The sequence below is a fragment of the Candidatus Poriferisocius sp. genome, assembly GCF_965208355.1.
Taxonomy (GTDB): domain Bacteria; phylum Actinomycetota; class Acidimicrobiia; order Acidimicrobiales; family Bin134; genus Poriferisocius.
This window is the reverse complement of sequence record NZ_CBDBOM010000003.1, coordinates 2,318,501-2,335,294: the sequence shown is the minus strand read 5'-3', so window position 1 is coordinate 2,335,294 and position 16,794 is coordinate 2,318,501. Positions and strand designations below refer to the sequence as shown.

Here is a 16,794-nt window from a genome sequence, read left to right as displayed (position 1 = left end):
GGTCAGGCGCTGCGGCGGCGCCTCTCGTTCCAGAAGACGGCTTGGAGCTCGAACTCGTCGATGGCCTCGAGGGCTTGGTCTTCCTCGGTGTCCCAGAAGGAGTGGGTCTCCACGAAGGCGGTGAACTCGGATAGCTGCTTGGGTTCGGGCAAGTCTGGGACGTTGCGGAATCGGCCGAAGAGATCAGTGGCCACCCCGGACGCGCGCAGCAAGTAAACGCCGAGCAAATGCACGACGAGATAGGCCCCTACTGCAATGCCCAAAGTCATGCCAGAACCGGCACTATAGGGATGATCCGCCCTGTCCACAACTGGTTCACAGGGAAATCCACAAAATGGCCGTGCCCGTTGCTTATAATTCTTGCCCCGCTCAAAGGATTCCCGCCTGAACCAGTGCTGCCACCAGGGCTTTTGCCCCAACGAGCGAGACTGTATCGCGAGCACGGCTGAGCGCAACTCGGGTTGCCTCGCGACCGAGTCCTAGTGTGAGGCCCGTGACTGATGCATCCACCGTCACGGTCCAAACACTCGAACCGGGCATCACCCAGATCACTATGTCGCGCCCTGAGCGGCTCAACGCCCTGAGTCCTGAGCTCATCACCGACATGCACGAAGCCCTCGACGAAGTGGGGCGGGACCGCTCGCAACGGGCCGTGGTTCTCACCGGCGCTGGCCGGGGGTTCTGCTCCGGTGCTGATCTCAAAGCCGGGGGCGACCAGGAGTTCGCCGAGCCGCCCGACCGAAGCCGGCTGGGAGCCATCTACGACATGCAGCTCGACCTGGCCAACCTCATGCTCAAGATCTACGAGCTTCGGGTGCCGGTGATCGCCGCGGTGAACGGCCCCGCGGTGGGCGGGGGATTCGCCATCGCTTTGCACTGCGATGTCCGGGTGGCCGCGGAGTCGGCCCGGTTCGGCTCGGTGTTCATCAAGGTGGGCCTGTCGTCACTCGACGTGGGCAACAGCTATCTGCTGCCTCGCATCGTCGGCGCCGGGCGGGCCCGGGAGCTGATGCTCACCGGGCGGATTTTCGATTCCGCCGAGGCTGAGCGCATCGGTCTGGTCTCTCATGTGGTGCCCGATGGCCGAGTGGTGGAGGCAGCCCTCGATGTGGCCCGGCAGATCGCGGCCAACAACGAGTACGGGGTATGGATGACCAAGCTCGGGGCCAACGCCACTCTCGACGCCCCCAGCCTGCGCCACGCCATGGAACTGGAGAATCGAACTCAGGTGCTGGGTACGTTCACCGGGAACATGACTGAGGCATCGCAGGCCTTCCGCGAGGGCCGCGAACCCCGCTGGAATCCGCTGTAGGAGGATGTCGATGCTGGATATCGAAGACTTCGGCCGGGTGCGGCTGCTCAAATTGAACCGGCCTGACGCCCTGAACGCGTTCAGCGAGGCCCTGTACGACGCCACTGCTGAAGCCCTAATCGATGCGGCCGCCGATCCCGATGTGGCCGTGGTGGTGTTGACCGGAAACGGACGGGCGTTCTGCGCTGGCACCGATTTGGTGGAGATGGGGGCCCGCAATCCCGGCGGGGGCGGCGTCGAACCCGGTGTCCATGGATTTGGCGGAATGATCGACCAGATGGACTCGTTCCCCAAGCCGTTCATCGTCGCGGTGAACGGGCTGGCTGTCGGCGTGGGGGCCACCATGCTGGGCTTCGCCGATCTGTCCTTCATGTCGTCGGAAGCCCGGCTGCGGTGCCCGTTCTCCAGCCTGGGCGTCGCCCCCGAGGCGGCCAGCAGCTACACCTTCCCGCTGTTGCTGGGCCGCCAGCAGGCCATGTGGACCCTGCTCAGCGCGGAGTGGGTCAGCGCCGAGGAGGCCAGGGAAATGGGCCTGGTGTGGAAAGTGTGCCCTCCCGAAGAGCTAATGGACACGACGATGGCCCACGCCCAGAAGCTGGCCGCGCTGCCGGTGTCGTCGCTGATGGAGTCGAAGGTGCTCATCACTCACGGCTGGCATGACGGAGTGGCCGCCGCCCGGGAGCGGGAGAACGCCGCCTTCTCCCGCTTGATGGGAGCGCCGGCCAACGTCGAGGCCATCGCCGCCTTCATGGAGAAGCGCCCTCCCGACTTCACCGGCATGTAGGCACGGTTTCGGCGATTGATCAGGCTGCGCCTACCATCCTCCAAGCGCGCACGCCGACGGGAGGACAAATGGACATGGCTGATGATGTCATTACGAAGTTGGCTGCAATAGGGAGAGCAAATGGCTGAGACCGACGTGCTGGGACTCTGGAAGATCGCCGAGGCCGATCCCGAGCGCCTCGCGGTGGTAGACCCCGACTACAACGAGATCACTTATCGAGAGCTTGCCGAGCTCACCAACCGCATCGTGCACGGCCTGCGGGCCGCGGGCCTTGAAGTGGGCGATCAAGTGACCACCGTGTTGCCCAACGGGATCGAGCAGACGGCGGTCTCTTTGGCTGCCTACCAGGGCGGCTTCTACCTCACCACCGTGAACTGGCACCTGGCCGGCCCGGAGATCGCCTATATCGTCAACGACAGCGAGACCAAGGCGTTCATCGTCCATGAGGACTTTGCCGAACAAGCCACCAGGGTTCTCGAGGAGAGCGATGTGCCGGCCGCCAACCGGTTTTCGGTGGGCAGCATCGACGGGTTCCGCCCGCTGTCTGAGCTGATCGACTCCCAGCCGGCCAGCAGGCCCGACGACCTCACCACCGGCTCATTCATGTTCTACACCTCAGGCACCACCGGTCGGCCCAAGGGCGTGCGGCGGGCCTTGCCCGGCGTCCACCCCGATGAGTCCGCGGCCGGATCCGGCGGCCTGTTCTTGCTGCTGGGCATCATGCCCCACACCGATAACGTCCACATCACCCAGGCCCCGCTCTACCACACTGCGGTGAATATCTGGACCACCACCTCGCTGCACATGGGGCATCCCGCGGTGCTCATGGGCCGCTGGGACGCCGAGGGGGCGCTGGAGCGCATCGACCGCTACAAGGTCACCCAGAGCCACATGGTTCCCACCATGTTCCACCGCCTGCTCCAGCTTCCCGACGAGGTGAAGGAGCGCTACGACGTATCGTCGCTGCGGCGCATGATCCATGCCGCCGCCCCCTGCCCGGTGGAGACCAAGCAGAAGATGCTCGACTGGTGGGGCGACTGCATCTGGGAGTACTACGCGGCCACCGAGGGGGGCGGCACCTATATCCCGCCCGACGAGTGGCGCCAGTACCCCGGCACAGTGGGCCGTCCCTGGCCGGGGTCGGAGGTCATCGTGGTGGACGAGGACGGCAACCGCCTGCCCCCCGGCGCCAGCGGGACCATTTACATGAAGATGCCCGGCGGAGCCACCTTCGAGTACTACAAGGACAAAGAGAAAACCGACAAGGCCCGCCTGGGAGAGGAATTCTTCACCGTGGGCGACGTGGGCTACTTCAACGAGGACGGCTACTTGTTCCTCAACGACCGCTCCAACGACATGATCATCGTGGGCGGGATGAACATCTATCCCGCTGAAATCGAGGGGGCGCTGCTCCAGAGCCCGCTGGTAGGCGACGCCGCGGTATTCGGAATTCCCAACGAGGACACCGGCGAGGAGATCAAAGCGGTGATCGAGCCCGCCGCCGGTGTGGCCTCCGACGACGAGACCCGGGGGGCCATCATGGAGTTCCTCCGGGATCAGATCGCCAAACAGAAGTGGCCCCGCTCTATCGACTTCACCGACGAGATGCCCCGCGACCCCAACGGCAAGCTGTACAAGCGCCGACTACGCGACCCCTACTGGGAGGGCAAGACCCGCGCCATCTAGGCGGACAGGGTGAAAGCAAGGGCTGGTTGAGATGATGGCCCGCCTGTTCAACCCAGAGCTCGTCGAGCCTGAGGACCTGGCCCCTCGCCAGGTCCACATCATCATGATCGCCCTGATGACCGGCATGTTCCTGGCCGCGCTCGACAACTCGGTGCTGGCCACTGCGGTGCCCACCATCGCCGGTGAGCTGGGCGGCCAGGATCAGGTGGCGTGGATCATCATCTCCTACCTGCTGACTGGCACTATCGCCACGCCGCTTATCGGCAAGCTAAGCGACATCTACGGCCGCAAGCTGGTGTTCCAGCTCACCATCGGCTTCTTCATCATCACTTCAGCGCTGGCCGGCCTGTCCCAGTCGATGTTGCAGTTAGTGCTGTTCCGGGCATTGCAGGGGTTGGCCGGCGGCGGCCTACTGGCGCTGCCTATGGCCATCGTGGGCGACATCGTCGCCCCCAACGAGCGGGGCCGCTACCAGGGATACATTGCGGGCACGTTTGGCACAGCCAGCGTGGCTGGACCGCTCATCGGGGGATTCTTCGTCGACCACCTGAGCTGGCGCTGGGTGTTCTACATAAACGTCCCAGTAGGCCTTATCTCGATGGTGGCCATCGCGGTGCTGTTCAATGTGCGCCTCGACGTGGCGTCCCGTCCCATCGACTGGTTGGGCGCGGGGTTGCTCATCTCTGGATTCACCCCGTTGCTGATTGCCCTCAGCATCGGGGGAGACCAGCTGGCCTGGTCGTCGCCGGGGATGGTTCTGATCCTGGCGGTTTCGGCCGTGCTGTTGCCTGCGTTCTTCTGGTGGGAGACCAAGGCCGCCGATCCGATCCTTCCGCCCCGGCTCTACTCCAACGACATTGTGCGCTGGTCGATGGTGGTGATGCTGCTCATTGGGTTGGTGATGTTCGGGGCCACGCTGTTCATTCCCGTGTTCTTGCAGGTTGTCACAGGGGTAAGCGCCACCGGTTCGGGCCTGAACATGATGCCCATGTTCATCGGTATCATCATTACGTCGGTATTGTCCGGCAAACTCCTCACCCGGTTCGGGAACTACAAGGTGTTCATCGTTCTCGGCACCGTGCTCATGACCTTGGGCACGGCGCTGTTGGCCTTGTTCTTGGATCGCGACACCACCCAGGTTCAAGTGGGTCTCATGGTGTTTGTCATCGGTTTGGGACTGGGAATGACCATGCCTGTGCTCGTACTGGTGGTGCAGAACGCCAGCCCTCACCGCGACATCGGCATGGTGTCGGCGGCCACCAACTTCGTGCGATCGCTGGGAGGAACCATCGGCGCGGCCGCTATGGGCGCCATCTACGCAGCCGGGCTGAACTCCTCGCTGGAATCGAAGGTGACTCCTGCCCAACTGGCCGCCCTGCCCGATCCCGACAAGCTGCTGGGCAGCCCCCAGCAGATTCGGGCCATCCAGGATCCCACCATCGTTGACGCGGTGCTGGAGTCCTTCACGGTGGGCGTGCAGCGTTGCTTCATCTTGGGAGCACCGGTCATCGCCTTGGGGATCTTGTCGGCCATCCTGGTTCGACAGATCCCGCTTCGCCAGGAAATCCGCTCCGAGGAGGAGCGCGCCGAGGCCGCCGCTCTCCGGGAAGTGTCTCCTACGGAGGCCTGATTACTGCTACTTGATGGCCACCGGATTGACCGGCGAACCGAGCCCGCCCACAAAGGGCTGGGGCGAGGCCTCCAGGAAGAAGTCGTACTGGCCGTCGGCAGCGCAATCGACGGCCAGCTCTTCCAAGTCCCAGTTCTGGCCTTGGGTGAGGCCCATGTCCACCAGGTCAAGGCAGTGGATGGCAATGATGGCCCCCTCGAAGGCGGGGTCGTAGGGCAGCACCTCGAACACGATGTTGTCGGTGGCCACCGCCGCAATGTTGTGGTCGTAGAACCACTCACAGGCGGTCACCCCGATGCCCGCCGAGCGCACCACTCCCAACTCGGGGATGGGCTCGCCGTAGTAGCTGTCCAGGTCGCCGGCCTTGGCGTAGGCGAACAGTCCGGTGCGGACCAGGATGATGTCTCCGGTGCGGATCTCAACTCCTTGGGCTTCGGCCGCGTTGGTCAGGTCGTCGTACCCGATGGCGTAGCCCGGTTCCAGCACGTCGACACCGTGGAGCCTGGCGATATCCAGCAGCACCCCCCGCCCGGTGAGGCTCTTGACCTGTTCGATGCCGCACACCGATGCCCCCCACTCAGTGATGGTGGAAGCGTCGTGGCCGTTGTAGAGCTTGCCCCCGTACATGGCGTGGCACAGCCCGTCCCAGTGGGTGGCGCATTGAAGGCCCATGGTGACCACGTCGTCGCTGGTGTGGAACATGTCGGGGTCGCCCAGCATTGAGGAATTGAGCGACACCATGGTCTTCAGCGGGTTGACACGGCCGGGTATCACGCCGGTTTGGAGGCCGTCTTTGTGCAGGGGATAGGCCAACGAGATGCGCTTGCCGGTTCGGATGCACTGGGCGGCCTCTTTCACAACCTCGTCGGTGAGGAAGTTGAGCGTGCCGATCTGGTCGTCTTCGCCCCAGCGCCCCCAGTTGTTGATGCGGGCGGCGATGTCTAAGAGGGATTGCGGGTATGGCATGGCCGCACACCCTAGTTGTGTGTCGGGTGGCTGAGGTCAGCCGCTGCGCAACCGCAAACGCAAAACAGCCGAGTACCCCAGCCAGAACAGGCACCAGACCACCACGGCGACCAGCAGGATGGTCTCATCGCCAGGTCTCAGACCGGGCGCGTAGAACGGCTCGATGAAGTACTGGGAGATGAAGCCACCTCGGTATGGCGTCTCACCGGCAAGGCGCCAGAAGTGCTTCTCCCACACCGTCAGCGGGCACGGTTGGCCGGTGAGGTTCACCACGCCGGTCGGTATCAACGCGACTAGGTACCACTTCATCCACCGGGGCCGACGGGCGGCCAGGGGAGCCCCAACAATGAGGAAGACGGCCAGCACTCCGTGAATGAGCGCTATGGCGAACGCCAAGATCCAAGCCGCCACAAACCCACTTTATCCCCGGCCCAACGGTGTGGCAGGAGCGGTCGGTGGGCTAGAACTTCGCCATGGGATGTCTTGATGGACGGGTGGCGATTGTGACCGGGGCGGCTCGGGGCCAGGGCGAGGCCGAGGCCCGGAAGTTCGTGGACGAAGGCGCCTTCGTGGTGATGGGCGATGTGCTCGACGAGCAGGGGGAGGCGGTGGCCGCCGATCTGGGCGACCAGGCCGTTTATCTCCACCACGACGTGACCTCCCCTGACGACTGGGCCCGGATGGTGGCTACCGCCGTGCAGCAGGGGCCGTTGCGGGCGCTGGTGAACAATGCCGCCATTCACTGGACCGCCCCCATTGCCGACGAGACGCCCGAGAGCCTGCGCCGCATCTGGGAAGTGAACTACCTGGGCACGTTCCTGGGCATCCAGAGCGTGGCCGACCCCATGGCCGAGGCCGGCGGCGGGGGGATCGTCAACATCTCGTCCATCGCCGGGATGCAGGGAATCCCCCACCACTCGGCCTACGGGGGCACCAAGTGGGCGGTGCGGGGATTGACCAAGGTGGCGGCCATCGAGCTTGGCCCCAGTGGAATCAGGGTGAACTCCATCCATCCCGGCCCGATCGAGACCGCCATGCTGTCAGCCGACCGGCATGGGCGTCCCGAGCTGTTCGGCCATGTGCCGCTGCGCCGGGCCGGAGTGGCCTCAGAAGTGGCCGATTTGGCCTGCTACCTGGTGTCGGACGCGGCGTCGTACCAGACTGGCCACGAATACATCATTGACGGGGGCTCCACCGCGGGCATCCCATTTCGAGGGTAGGCACCATGAGCGTTGAGGGATTCGACCATCTGGCCATCACCGTGGCCGACGTGGAAGCCACCGTGGCCTTCTACGGCGAGGTACTCGGGGCTGAGCCCATGTATCTGGAGGAATTCCGGGCCGGGAAGCTTCCGATCGTGATGATGCAGGTCGGGGCCAACCGCATCAACGTGCATCCCGGCGCCGCCCCCGCCTCGCCACACGCCCGCTTGCCCACTCCCGGGTCGGTAGACCTGTGCTTCCGCTGGGGCGACACCATCGCCGCTGCCCAGGCCCACCTGGCCGAACACGGCATCGAAGTCATCGAGGGCCCCGCCCCCCGCCCGGCCAGCAACGGCGAACGAGGCCAGTCCGTCTACTTCCGCGACCCCGACGGCAACCTGCTGGAGCTCCTCACCATCAAGGGCTGAATCGCCGATCAGGAACTGCTGGCCCTATCGGTGGGGGTCGCAAGAGAGCGGTGTGGTAGTCAAACCCTCATGTCGTTAGGCCCGCTGCGGTTTTTCCATGTCAACGTGAACTGCTCTGATCTGGAGCGGTCGTTGGAGTTCTATCGGGACCTGGTGGGGTTGAAACCGACGGTCCGCACCCAGCCGGAGCGGCCCCAGCCTGGTGGGGCGTTCGGGTTGGACGAGGTGCAGTGGGATGCGTGGATCTTGTCCGGCGACGACGCTCCCGACGGAGCGGTGCTGGATCTGTTGGAGTGGCAGGTGCCCGGGCCAGCGGGGTCGCCGCCGGCAACGGTCACCGAACTGGGTTTCGGACGGTTGTGCATCCTCACCGATGACCTGGCTGGCCTGTACCAGCGCCTCACTGAGGCGGGCCACGACGTGTGGTCGCCACCGGGCCGGGTCGAGCTCGGGGCCGAGGGGATGGCCGCCCCTGAGCTGTTTCTTTGCTCCGACCCCGACGGCACTCCGGTGCAGTTCGTCCAGGCCGACAGCACCCGTTTGGCCCACGTCAACGTGAACTGCTCCGACCTAGAGCGATCCCGCCATTTCTACTGCGACGTGCTCGGGTTGAACCCTTGGATCCGCTCCTGCCCGTCTGAGCCTCAGCCCGGTGGGGGATTCCGGGTAGACGGCGACGTGGCCTGGGACGCCTGGTTCATCGGCGCCCCCGACGCCAGCCCTTCTGGCTTCATCCTCGACTTGGTGGAATGGAAACAGCCCCAGCCCACCGGCAGCGCCCGTCGGAAGGCCAACGAGCTGGGCATCTTCCGGATGGCGCTGCTCACCGACGATATCGATCGTGACTACGCCGCCCTGTTGGAAGCCGGGGTGGCGTGCTATTCGCCGCCAGTGGAGTTGGAGATGGGCCCCGGTCTCCCTTCCGATCTGCGGGCGCTGTTTTTTGAGGATCCCGACGGCACCTGTGTGGAGCTGATCGAAAGCCCGCCTCCGGAATAGCCGAGACTGGTCAGTCGGGCGGGCAGACCCCGATGACCTCGCCGTTGATCCAGGCCCAGAAGCCATCGGGTTGGGTAGCCCACTGGTGGAAGGCATCGGAGATTTCCTGAAGTTCATCGCGGGTGGCGAGTCCGTTGCTCACCGCGTGGTCGGCGAAGTCGCTGTCGATCACCCGCACCGCCCACATCTCGCCCCACACCGTTCGCCCCTCTTGATCAGTGTGGGCGGTGGTGCTGGCGGTGGCCTCAATGTCGGTGAATCCGGCCTTCATTGCCCATGACAGCAGATACCGCCCGGCGTCGGCTTCCCCGCCGTTGGCCGAGGCCACCTGGTGGTAGAGGTCTCGCCAGCGCTCGATGGCCGGGAACACCGGAGCGTGCACCATGGTCTCGTAATCGGAATCCCGCACCGCCACCAGCCCGCCGGGCCGCAGCACCCGCCGGGCCTCCCGCAGGGCCCGGACCGGATCGGAGAGGTGCTGGAACACCTGATGGGCATACACCACATCGAAGCTGGCGTCGTCCCACGGCAGTTCGTAGACCGAGCCCACCTCGAATGAGATGTTGGACAGGCCACCGTCGTCGGCGTGGGCCCGGGCCGCGTCCACCACATCAGCCGAAAGGTCCAGGCCCACCACCCGGCCGGCGCGGCGGGCCAGCCCAGTGGTGATGGTGCCCGTCCCGCAACCAATGTCGAGGACCTCGGAATCGGGCCGCAGTCGAGGCAGCAAGAAGGCGGCGCATGCCTCGGCGGTGCGCCGGGAGTGCCACCCCACGATCACCTGATGGTAACCGTGGGTGTACTTCTCGCCCTCCGGGGGTTGGTTAGCCAACGGGTTCGGGAGTCAAGAACGCATCGAGGCGTTCAGGCCCGTTGGCCCAGAACACCTCGGTCTTCTTGCGGACGCAGCCGGGGGCCAACTCGGCGGCAGCCACCCGGTCCAAGAACACTTCCAGCGCCACTCGGCCCTCAAGGCGCGCCAGGCTGGCACCCGGACAAATGTGGGGGCCGCCGCCGAAGGCTACGTGGTCCTTGGGGCGTTCCCGGTCGAGCCGGAACTCGTTGGGATCGTCGAAGTAGTCCTCGTCCCGGTTGGCCGACGACACGCCGAACACGATCTTGTCGCCGCGGCTCATGGGAGCGCCAAACACATCGGTGTCGGCGGTGCAGTCCCGGATGAGCATGTGGGCGGGGGAGTCGATCCGCAGCGACTCCTCAACTGCCCGTTCGCATAGGCCCCGGTCGGCTTTGAGGGCGGCGAACAGATCGGGGTCGCCGATGATGCGCCACAGCAGGTTGCCGATCAGATGCCGGGTGGTCTCGTTGCCCGACATGATGAGGAAGGCCAGCTGGGTGCGGATCTCCACGTCGGTGAGCCGATGGCCTTCGATCTCCGTGGTGATAAGCCTGGTGACCAGATCGTCGGGGGCGTCATCGCTGGCCCGCCGCTCGGCAATCAGCCCGTCGATGTAGGCGCAGAACTCGGGGTGGGCGCCGGCCAGACCCTCGCCCCGCTCGTTGCGGTTGGTCCGGGGGTAGGTGCCCAGCACCACCTCGTCGGTCCAGATGTGGAACTGCTCCCAATCTTCGGCGGGGACGCCGATGAGGTGGGAGATCACGTTGATGGGCACCGGGGTGATGAACTCGGCCACCAGCTCGCCGCGGCCCCGCTCCAAAACTGGGTCGAGGTACTGATGGCACAGCTCCCGCACCATTGGCTCGGCCCGCATCGACTTGTGATGGGCCACGGTGGCGTTGATGATCCGCCGCACTTTGCCATGCCGGGGTTCGGCGATCTCACTGATCAGCTTTTCCTCTTCGGGGACCTCCACGCCAGGATCGCGGAAACTGGACACGAAGGTATCGACATCTTTGGTAGCGGCCAGCACATGGTCGAACTTGGTCAGATACCACCCGGTGGGAGTGCGGACCACCGGGCATTCTGATCGCAGCTCGGCCAGCTCGTCGATGGGCACCTCCTCGGGATAGGCGAACGGGTCGAAGGCCGTCTCCTCTTCGGTGCTGGAGAGCGGATCAGACGTCAAGCTCATAGCTTCAATGGTGCCACGTTGCCGCTCCCAGTGCGGCTTCGCTCATGCGGCTGTGAAAGCCGCGATGCGGGACCACTGGTCGGGATCGGCTTCGTCTGCTTCCTCGTAGATCGGCCGCAAGTCGAAATTCAGCCCGGCGATGAGCCCATCCAACTGTCGCTCCTCGAGCCAGTGGCCAAAACCGACCTCGACAAAGTGAGCCGAATTAATTCCGAGTGCGAAGCGAGCTCCGGGCCGGGCCACCCGCAGCAATTCAGAGATCGTCTCAGGACCGAAGATCCCATGGGTAAACGCTCCCGCGCTCACGATGCCGGCGTAGGCCCCGTCGGCTAGCTCGGTTGGCCCAGTGAGGTCGGCCTCGAAGAGCCGGCGGTACAGGGGTCGGCCATCGTGGGTCTTGGCTTCGGCCTCGGCCAGCATCTCCGGCGAGAGGTCGATGCCGTCGATGACCGATACGCCCAATCGGGCCAATTCAGTGGCGACTATTCCGGTTCCGCAACCCACGTCCAGTACCGGCTCGTCGATATGAGCGAAGCCATGGCAGAAGACTCCGGCCACCTGCTGGGGATACACGTATCGGCTGTCGACGACGAAGCCCGAGTCGTACGTATCAGCCCATTCCGCATACAGCTCTCGGTTGGCCTCCGGCCCATCGGTGGCGTAGGCCTTGTCTAGAGCAAGCTCTGTCGCCCTCGATCGTGACGCTGATTGCTCCGTCATCGCGCCTCACGCTACATACCACACCAAACCGAGGCCCCATCTCCCGGTAGTGTGCCCGGCGATGGAGTTGGTGATCGGCTCGGTGTTCGACAATGCGGCCACCGCTGCGCCGTCTCGCCCGGCGGTGACGCTGGGGGAAGAGTCGCTGACCTATGGGGAGCTGCACCGACAGGCCAATCAGATGGGCCATGTGCTGGCCGGTCTCGGCGTGGGTCGAGGCGACCGGGTGGTCACCTGGAGCGACAACAACTTGGAATCAGTGGCCCTGTTTGTGGCGCTGGCCCGTGCCGGTGCGGTGTTTGCCCCGGCCAACGCCCGGCTGTCGCCCGATGAGGCGGCCGAGATGGTTGCGTTGGCCCGGCCCCGGGTGTTGGTGGTCGATCCCGGTCATGCCGAGGCTGCCCAGTCGGTTGCCGAGGCGGTGGGAGTCCCATTGCTCTGCCTAGGCGGACCCGGGCCGGGCCTCGACATAGTGGCCGAGGCCGTCTCTGCGTCGACATCGACGCTGCCCCCCTCGGGTGTGGAGGAAACCGACCCTCATGTGGTGTTCTTCACCAGCGGCAGCACCGGGCGCTCCAAGGGCGTGGTGCTGTCGCACCGGTGCAACTGGCTGCGCACCCGTACGCCGGCACTGCTCGAGCCCAGAGGGCCCACCGTATGCATGTTCCCGATGTTCCACATGGGTGCGTGGACCATTGCCCTCCAAGCCTGGCAGGCCCGGGGACAGGTCGTGTTCACCGACCGGGCCGACGCCGATGTCCTCATTAATGCGGTGCACACCCACCAAGCCGCCTACATGAACTGCATCCCCGCGGTGTGGCGCCGGGTGCTGGACGCTGATCGGCACGAAGACCTCTCCTCGCTGCGGTTCGCCACCTCAGGCACTTCAGCCACCCCGCCGGAGCTGCTGGCCGACTTGAAGGCCGCGTTCCCCAATGCCCACCGACGGGTGTTCTATGGCTCCACCGAAGCAGGCTCGGTCACCATGCTGGACGATTTCGACATGGCGTCGCGGCCAGGGAGCTGTGGCCAGGCCCACACAGGCGCCGAGGTGCGTCTTGACCAGGGAGAGCTCCAGACCCGCTCCCCGTTCATGTTCGACGGCTACTTCGACAATCCCGAGGCCACCGCCGAGGCGTTCACCGATGACGGCTGGTTCCGCACCGGCGATTTGGCCGAGGTGGACAGCGACGGCTTCTACTCCATCGTGGGCCGGGTGAAAGACGTGATCCGCACCGGTGGGGAGACGGTGTCGCCCGCCGAGGTGGAAGGCCATCTGGCCGACTTCCCCGGGGCGGCTGAGGTGGCGGTCGTGGGCATCCCCGACGACCGCTGGGGCGAGGTGGTGTGCGCGGTGTTCGTGCTGGACCCTGGTGCCGCCTTGCCCACTGCCGAGGCGGTGCAGGCCCATCTACAGGACCGCTTGGCCCGGTTCAAGCACCCCCGGCGCATCGAAGCCATGAGCGCCATCCCCCGCACCCCGGCCACCGGCCAGGTCCGCCGCCGCGAAGTGGTTGCCGCAATCTTGTCGACCGGCGGCTAATACTCCTCGTCGGGGTTGACGATTCCCTCAAGGGGCTGGCCGGTCAGGCGGCGCTGGAGGTTGTCGGCGAAGGGTGCCATCAGCAGGTCCCAGGATTCGGGCATGCACCAGGAAACATGGGCGCTGAGCCGGACCCTGGGGTGGTCGTACAGCCAGTGGCCCTCGGGCAGGGGCTCGGGCTCCACTGTGTCGAGCGAGGCTCGGGCAACGTGCCCGTCGTCCAGCGCGGCCCGCAGGGCGTCCTGGTCGATGAGGTCGCCCCGGGCGATGTTGACAATGTGGACCCCTGGCTTGGTGGCGGCCAGGGCATCGGCATCCAGCAGATGGCGGGTGGCCGCGGTGGCTGGCGCAGCCACCACGACGTGGTCGGAGTGCTCCAGCAGGTCGCTCAACGAGCTGACAATTTCAATCCCCTCCAATGGGGCAGGTGCCGCGGTGCGGCGCACGGCCAGAACCGACATGTCGAAGGCCAGGGCCCGGCGGGCCACTGCGGTACCGATGCCGCCCAGGCCGATCAACCCCAGCGTCTTGCCGTAGAGCGCGCCCAACTCTGCGGTGAACCATCGCTCGGGCGGCTTGTCGAGCCATACGCCGGGCAGGTCCTTCTCAAAAGCCAGCATCATGGCCAGGCACCATTCAGAGATGGCGATAGCCCCGGCTCCTCGAGAGCAGGTCATTACCCGGTGGCCCAGCAGCTCGAGCGGGAACCCGTCTATCCCGGTGCTGGTCACGTGAACCCAATCCACTCCCCGGTTCAGCAGCTCAGCCAGGTTCGGGTAGTCCCGGGGGATGGTCAGCAACGCCTCGCCGGAGGCATCCTCGGGAATGTCGCCTTGGCGGGGCACGTACACGAATTCGACGTCTTGGAACTGGGCGATGATTGGGTCGAGACGCCCATCTTCCATGTGGTGTAGCACTCGCACGCCGTGCAGCCTAGGGATTGTTGAACCGGCTGGCTGGAGATTCTCGGCTCGGATTCCCATGCACAACACCGCGTAAGGTCGAGCCGTGAAATCTGAGGCTTTGTCCCACATTCGCATCTGCGACTTCACCGGGCAGTTGGCCGGAGCGGGGGCCACCCGGTGGATGGCCGCATTCGGCGCCGAGATCATCCGGGTTGAAGACCCGGCGCGCCTCGGCAAGTGGGACGTGCTCCGGGGAACGTCCCCGTTCGTGGACGAGCGCCGCGGCCATGAGTTCGGCGGGTGCTTCAACAACCACAATGTGGAGAAGCTGGGCATCACCCTGAACCTCCGCACCGACAAGGGCAAGGATCTGCTGACCGAGCTGATCGCCGAGTGCGACGCGGTCACCGAGAACTTCGCCGCCGGGGTGCTGGAGCGTCTCGGATTTGGCTACGACCGCCTGCGGGAGATCAAGCCCGACATCCTGTACGTGTCGAACTGCGGGTTCGGCCACGCCGGCCCTTATCGCAAATACAAGACGTGGGGGCCGATCGTGCAGGCCTGTTGCGGCCTCACGTTCACCTCCGGGTTGCCCGACATGCCCTCGGCCGGATGGGGCTACTCCTACATGGACCACCACGGCGGCAACTTCATGGCCATGGCCATCATGGCCGGGCTGATTCACCGCAGCCGCACCGGCGAGGGCCAGTGGATCGATATGTCGTGCACCGACGCCGGGGCCACCATGCTCGGTCCGGCGGTGCTGGACTACACCGTGAACGGGCGACCTCTGCGGCGCGACGGAATGCCCTACTCCAACCGGAGCCAATTCCCCGCCATGGCCCCCCACGGCATCTATGAGGCCGATGGGCACGACGCCTGGCTGGCTCTGGCCGCCCGAGACGAGGGCGACTGGCATGCCATCGCCGAGCTCATAGGCATCGACGACCGCCGGTTCGCCGACCTCGCCGGACGGCTCGCCCATGAAGATGATCTGGACGACGCGGTGCGGGCCTGGACCTCGAAGCGGGATCGATTCGAGGCGGCCGCCGAGTTGCAAGCCGTCGGGGTGCCCGCGGCCGGGGTGGCCAAGCCGGTCGACCGGGTAGACAACGACGCCAACACCGAGGCCTGGGGTTTGTGGCCCACCGTCACCCACGGCGAGATGGGCCGGGTTCGGGTCGACGGCATCCCCGCCCACTTCTCCGACACCGACTGGGTGCTGGAGCGCGGCGGCCCCCTGCTGGGCCAGCACAACCGCCAGATCCTCGGGGGTCTGCTCGGCTATTCGGACGCCGATCTGGCCGACTTGGCGGCCGAGGGGGTGATCTGATGGCGGGCAACGATCTGCCCGGAGCCCTGGCCGGTATCCGAGTGGTGGAGCTGGCCAGCGAGGCCTCTGCCTATGCCGGGCTGATGTTGGCCGGCATGGGGGCAGAGGTGATCGTGGTGGAGCCCCCCGAAGGCCATCACTCTCGGGGCTTCGAGCCGTTCTTGGATGACGAGGCCGGGCCGGAGCGCAGTCTGTGGTGGTGGCACTACAACGCCTCCAAGCTGGGCGTGACCCTGGATCTTGGAGAAGAAGGCGACCGGGACCGATTCCGGTCGCTGGTCGGCACCGCCGATGTGGTGCTGGAGTCGGAGCGTCCCGGACGATTGGCCGACTTGGGCATCGACCACGACACGTTGCGGGCCGATCATCCCGAGTTGATCTGGGTGTCGTTGACCCCATTCGGCCGCACCGGGCCGCGATCCCAAGAGGAGAGCATCGACCTCACCGTGCTGGCCGCCGGCGGTCCAGTGTGGAGCTGCGGTTACGACGACCATGCCATCCCACCCCAGCGGGGCGGGGGCAATCAGGGGTACCAGACCGGGTCGGTTTTTGCGGTTCTCTCGGCTCAGACCGCGCTGTTGGCCCGAGATCGCACGGGCCAAGGCCAGTTCGTGGATGTGAGCCTGCACGCTGCCGCCAACGTGACCACCGAGTTCGCCTCGGTGCAGTGGTTGGTGGCCGGCGAAGAGGTGCAGCGCCAGACCGGGCGCCACGCCGCCGTTGAGCCCACCACGTTCACCCGGGCGCTGTCGGTGGACGATATCGACGTCAACACCGGCTTTCCGCCCCGATCAGCCCGGGACTTCGCCGTGGTGGTGGAGTGGATGGAGAGCCTGGGGTTGAAGGACCAATTCGAGGAGTTCTTCTTCTTGGAGATGGGCACCCAGCTCGAAGAAGACCTGCACCTATCGCAGATCGGCCAGGATCCCGAGGTGACCGCCATGTTCGGCGCTGCCCGGGAGGCTGTGCGGTTCATCGCCCAGAACATCACCGCCCACGAGTTCTTCATCGGCGCCCAAGAGCGGGGACTGGCAGTGGGCATCATCTACTCGCCCGAAGAGGTGCTGGCCGACCCTCACTTCCAGGAGCGGGGCTTTCCCGTCGAGGTAGAGCACGAGGACTTAGGCCGTAGCTTCACCTATGTGGGCGCACCCTATATCGCCCCCAAGTCCCCCTACCGAGTCCGCCATCGGGCCCCTCACATCGGCGAGCACAACCACCTGCTCGCCTAAGCT

17 protein-coding genes are annotated in these 16,794 nt (G+C 65.6%); 10 read left to right on the top strand and 7 right to left on the bottom strand.

Annotated elements, in window-relative coordinates; translation table 11 throughout:
- Positions 1-2 precede the first annotated feature (2 nt).
- A complete protein-coding gene (locus ACOGXH_RS12225) occupies positions 3-269 on the bottom strand; it encodes a hypothetical protein (RefSeq protein WP_419929363.1) in 267 nt (88 codons plus the stop codon).
- A 224-nt stretch (positions 270-493) separates the two neighbouring features.
- Between ACOGXH_RS12225 and ACOGXH_RS12220 the strand changes: the two genes are divergently transcribed.
- The 4 genes from ACOGXH_RS12220 (at position 494) to ACOGXH_RS12205 (ending at position 5,412) form a co-directional block, all read left to right on the top strand.
- Positions 494-1,312, top strand: coding sequence for an enoyl-CoA hydratase/isomerase family protein (locus ACOGXH_RS12220; RefSeq protein ID WP_419929362.1), 819 nt, complete (start codon positions 494-496; stop codon positions 1,310-1,312).
- 4 nt (positions 1,313-1,316) lie between these two features.
- Positions 1,317-2,096 (top strand): enoyl-CoA hydratase/isomerase family protein, encoded by a 780-nt coding sequence (locus ACOGXH_RS12215; RefSeq protein WP_419929361.1) that lies wholly within the window; start codon positions 1,317-1,319, stop codon positions 2,094-2,096.
- A gap of 120 nt (positions 2,097-2,216) precedes the next feature.
- Positions 2,217-3,782 (top strand): acyl-CoA synthetase, encoded by a 1,566-nt coding sequence (locus tag ACOGXH_RS12210; protein ID WP_419929360.1) that lies wholly within the window; start codon positions 2,217-2,219, stop codon positions 3,780-3,782.
- A gap of 31 nt (positions 3,783-3,813) precedes the next feature.
- Positions 3,814-5,412, top strand: a complete 1,599-nt coding sequence (locus tag ACOGXH_RS12205) for an MDR family MFS transporter (RefSeq protein WP_419929359.1) — start codon at positions 3,814-3,816, stop codon at positions 5,410-5,412.
- A gap of 6 nt (positions 5,413-5,418) precedes the next feature.
- On the opposite strand, the gene ACOGXH_RS12200 is transcribed toward ACOGXH_RS12205, so the two are convergent.
- Positions 5,419-6,378, bottom strand: coding sequence for a cyclase family protein (locus ACOGXH_RS12200; RefSeq protein WP_419929358.1), 960 nt, complete (start codon positions 6,376-6,378; stop codon positions 5,419-5,421).
- Positions 6,379-6,414: 36 nt separating this feature from the next.
- Positions 6,415-6,789: a DUF2784 domain-containing protein gene (locus ACOGXH_RS12195; protein ID WP_419929357.1), complete on the bottom strand. Its 375-nt coding sequence runs from the start codon at positions 6,787-6,789 to the stop codon at positions 6,415-6,417.
- Positions 6,790-6,851: 62 nt separating this feature from the next.
- Here ACOGXH_RS12195 and ACOGXH_RS12190 point away from each other — a divergent pair, with 62 nt between their 5' ends.
- The 3 genes from ACOGXH_RS12190 to ACOGXH_RS12180 all read left to right on the top strand — a co-directional run bounded on the left by ACOGXH_RS12190 (position 6,852) and on the right by ACOGXH_RS12180 (position 9,007).
- The gene (locus ACOGXH_RS12190; RefSeq protein WP_419929356.1) at positions 6,852-7,598 is read left to right on the top strand and encodes a glucose 1-dehydrogenase; all 747 of its coding nucleotides are present in this window, start codon (positions 6,852-6,854) and stop codon (positions 7,596-7,598) included.
- A 5-nt stretch (positions 7,599-7,603) separates the two neighbouring features.
- Positions 7,604-8,008: a VOC family protein gene (locus ACOGXH_RS12185; RefSeq protein WP_419929355.1), complete on the top strand. Its 405-nt coding sequence runs from the start codon at positions 7,604-7,606 to the stop codon at positions 8,006-8,008.
- Positions 8,009-8,077: 69 nt separating this feature from the next.
- Complete coding sequence (locus tag ACOGXH_RS12180) at positions 8,078-9,007, top strand: VOC family protein (protein WP_419929354.1); 930 nt, start codon at positions 8,078-8,080, stop codon at positions 9,005-9,007.
- 10 nt (positions 9,008-9,017) lie between these two features.
- On the opposite strand, the gene ACOGXH_RS12175 is transcribed toward ACOGXH_RS12180, so the two are convergent.
- From ACOGXH_RS12175 to ACOGXH_RS12165, 3 genes are read right to left on the bottom strand one after another with little or no spacing between them, the layout of a single operon-like run.
- Positions 9,018-9,839: a methyltransferase domain-containing protein gene (locus ACOGXH_RS12175; RefSeq protein ID WP_419929353.1), complete on the bottom strand. Its 822-nt coding sequence runs from the start codon at positions 9,837-9,839 to the stop codon at positions 9,018-9,020.
- Entirely contained in the window at positions 9,832-11,058 is a 1,227-nt protein-coding gene (locus ACOGXH_RS12170; RefSeq protein WP_419929352.1) for a cytochrome P450, read from the bottom strand. The genes ACOGXH_RS12175 and ACOGXH_RS12170 overlap by 8 nt, the downstream gene beginning before the upstream one ends.
- A gap of 42 nt (positions 11,059-11,100) precedes the next feature.
- Positions 11,101-11,778, bottom strand: a complete 678-nt coding sequence (locus tag ACOGXH_RS12165) for a class I SAM-dependent DNA methyltransferase (protein WP_419929351.1) — start codon at positions 11,776-11,778, stop codon at positions 11,101-11,103.
- Positions 11,779-11,839: 61 nt separating this feature from the next.
- On the opposite strand from ACOGXH_RS12165, the gene ACOGXH_RS12160 reads away from it, so the two are divergent.
- A complete protein-coding gene (locus ACOGXH_RS12160; RefSeq protein WP_419929350.1) occupies positions 11,840-13,321 on the top strand; it encodes a class I adenylate-forming enzyme family protein in 1,482 nt (493 codons plus the stop codon).
- Here the strand turns inward: ACOGXH_RS12160 and ACOGXH_RS12155 are convergent.
- Positions 13,318-14,244 carry an NAD(P)-dependent oxidoreductase gene (locus ACOGXH_RS12155; RefSeq protein ID WP_419929349.1) on the bottom strand — a complete coding sequence of 309 codons (927 nt, stop codon included), beginning with the start codon at positions 14,242-14,244 and terminating at the stop codon, positions 13,318-13,320. The two genes, ACOGXH_RS12160 and ACOGXH_RS12155, sit on opposite strands and share 4 nt — an antisense overlap.
- A gap of 85 nt (positions 14,245-14,329) precedes the next feature.
- On the opposite strand from ACOGXH_RS12155, the gene ACOGXH_RS12150 reads away from it, so the two are divergent.
- Both ACOGXH_RS12150 and ACOGXH_RS12145 read left to right on the top strand, forming a co-directional pair.
- Positions 14,330-15,559 carry a CaiB/BaiF CoA transferase family protein gene (locus ACOGXH_RS12150; RefSeq protein WP_419929348.1) on the top strand — a complete coding sequence of 410 codons (1,230 nt, stop codon included), beginning with the start codon at positions 14,330-14,332 and terminating at the stop codon, positions 15,557-15,559.
- The gene (locus ACOGXH_RS12145) at positions 15,559-16,791 is read left to right on the top strand and encodes a CaiB/BaiF CoA transferase family protein (protein WP_419929347.1); all 1,233 of its coding nucleotides are present in this window, start codon (positions 15,559-15,561) and stop codon (positions 16,789-16,791) included. Before ACOGXH_RS12150 ends, ACOGXH_RS12145 begins: the two co-directional genes overlap by 1 nt.
- Positions 16,792-16,794 lie beyond the last annotated feature (3 nt).

Excerpts from the sequence above, each read along its gene's own strand:
- ACOGXH_RS12225 (WP_419929363.1), bottom strand. The coding sequence starts at position 269 with ATGACTTTGGGCATTGCAGTAGGGGCCTATCTCGTCGTGCATTTGCTC.
- ACOGXH_RS12215 (WP_419929361.1), top strand. The coding sequence starts at position 1,317 with ATGTCGATGCTGGATATCGAAGACTTCGGCCGGGTGCGGCTGCTCAAA.
- ACOGXH_RS12210 (WP_419929360.1), top strand. The coding sequence starts at position 2,217 with ATGGCTGAGACCGACGTGCTGGGACTCTGGAAGATCGCCGAGGCCGAT.
- ACOGXH_RS12205 (WP_419929359.1), top strand. The coding sequence starts at position 3,814 with ATGATGGCCCGCCTGTTCAACCCAGAGCTCGTCGAGCCTGAGGACCTG.
- ACOGXH_RS12200 (WP_419929358.1), bottom strand. The coding sequence starts at position 6,378 with ATGCCATACCCGCAATCCCTCTTAGACATCGCCGCCCGCATCAACAAC.
- ACOGXH_RS12190 (WP_419929356.1), top strand. The coding sequence starts at position 6,852 with ATGGGATGTCTTGATGGACGGGTGGCGATTGTGACCGGGGCGGCTCGG.
- ACOGXH_RS12185 (WP_419929355.1), top strand. The coding sequence starts at position 7,604 with ATGAGCGTTGAGGGATTCGACCATCTGGCCATCACCGTGGCCGACGTG.
- ACOGXH_RS12180 (WP_419929354.1), top strand. The coding sequence starts at position 8,078 with ATGTCGTTAGGCCCGCTGCGGTTTTTCCATGTCAACGTGAACTGCTCT.
- ACOGXH_RS12170 (WP_419929352.1), bottom strand. The coding sequence starts at position 11,058 with ATGAGCTTGACGTCTGATCCGCTCTCCAGCACCGAAGAGGAGACGGCC.
- ACOGXH_RS12165 (WP_419929351.1), bottom strand. The coding sequence starts at position 11,778 with ATGACGGAGCAATCAGCGTCACGATCGAGGGCGACAGAGCTTGCTCTA.
- ACOGXH_RS12160 (WP_419929350.1), top strand. The coding sequence starts at position 11,840 with ATGGAGTTGGTGATCGGCTCGGTGTTCGACAATGCGGCCACCGCTGCG.
- ACOGXH_RS12145 (WP_419929347.1), top strand. The coding sequence starts at position 15,559 with ATGGCGGGCAACGATCTGCCCGGAGCCCTGGCCGGTATCCGAGTGGTG.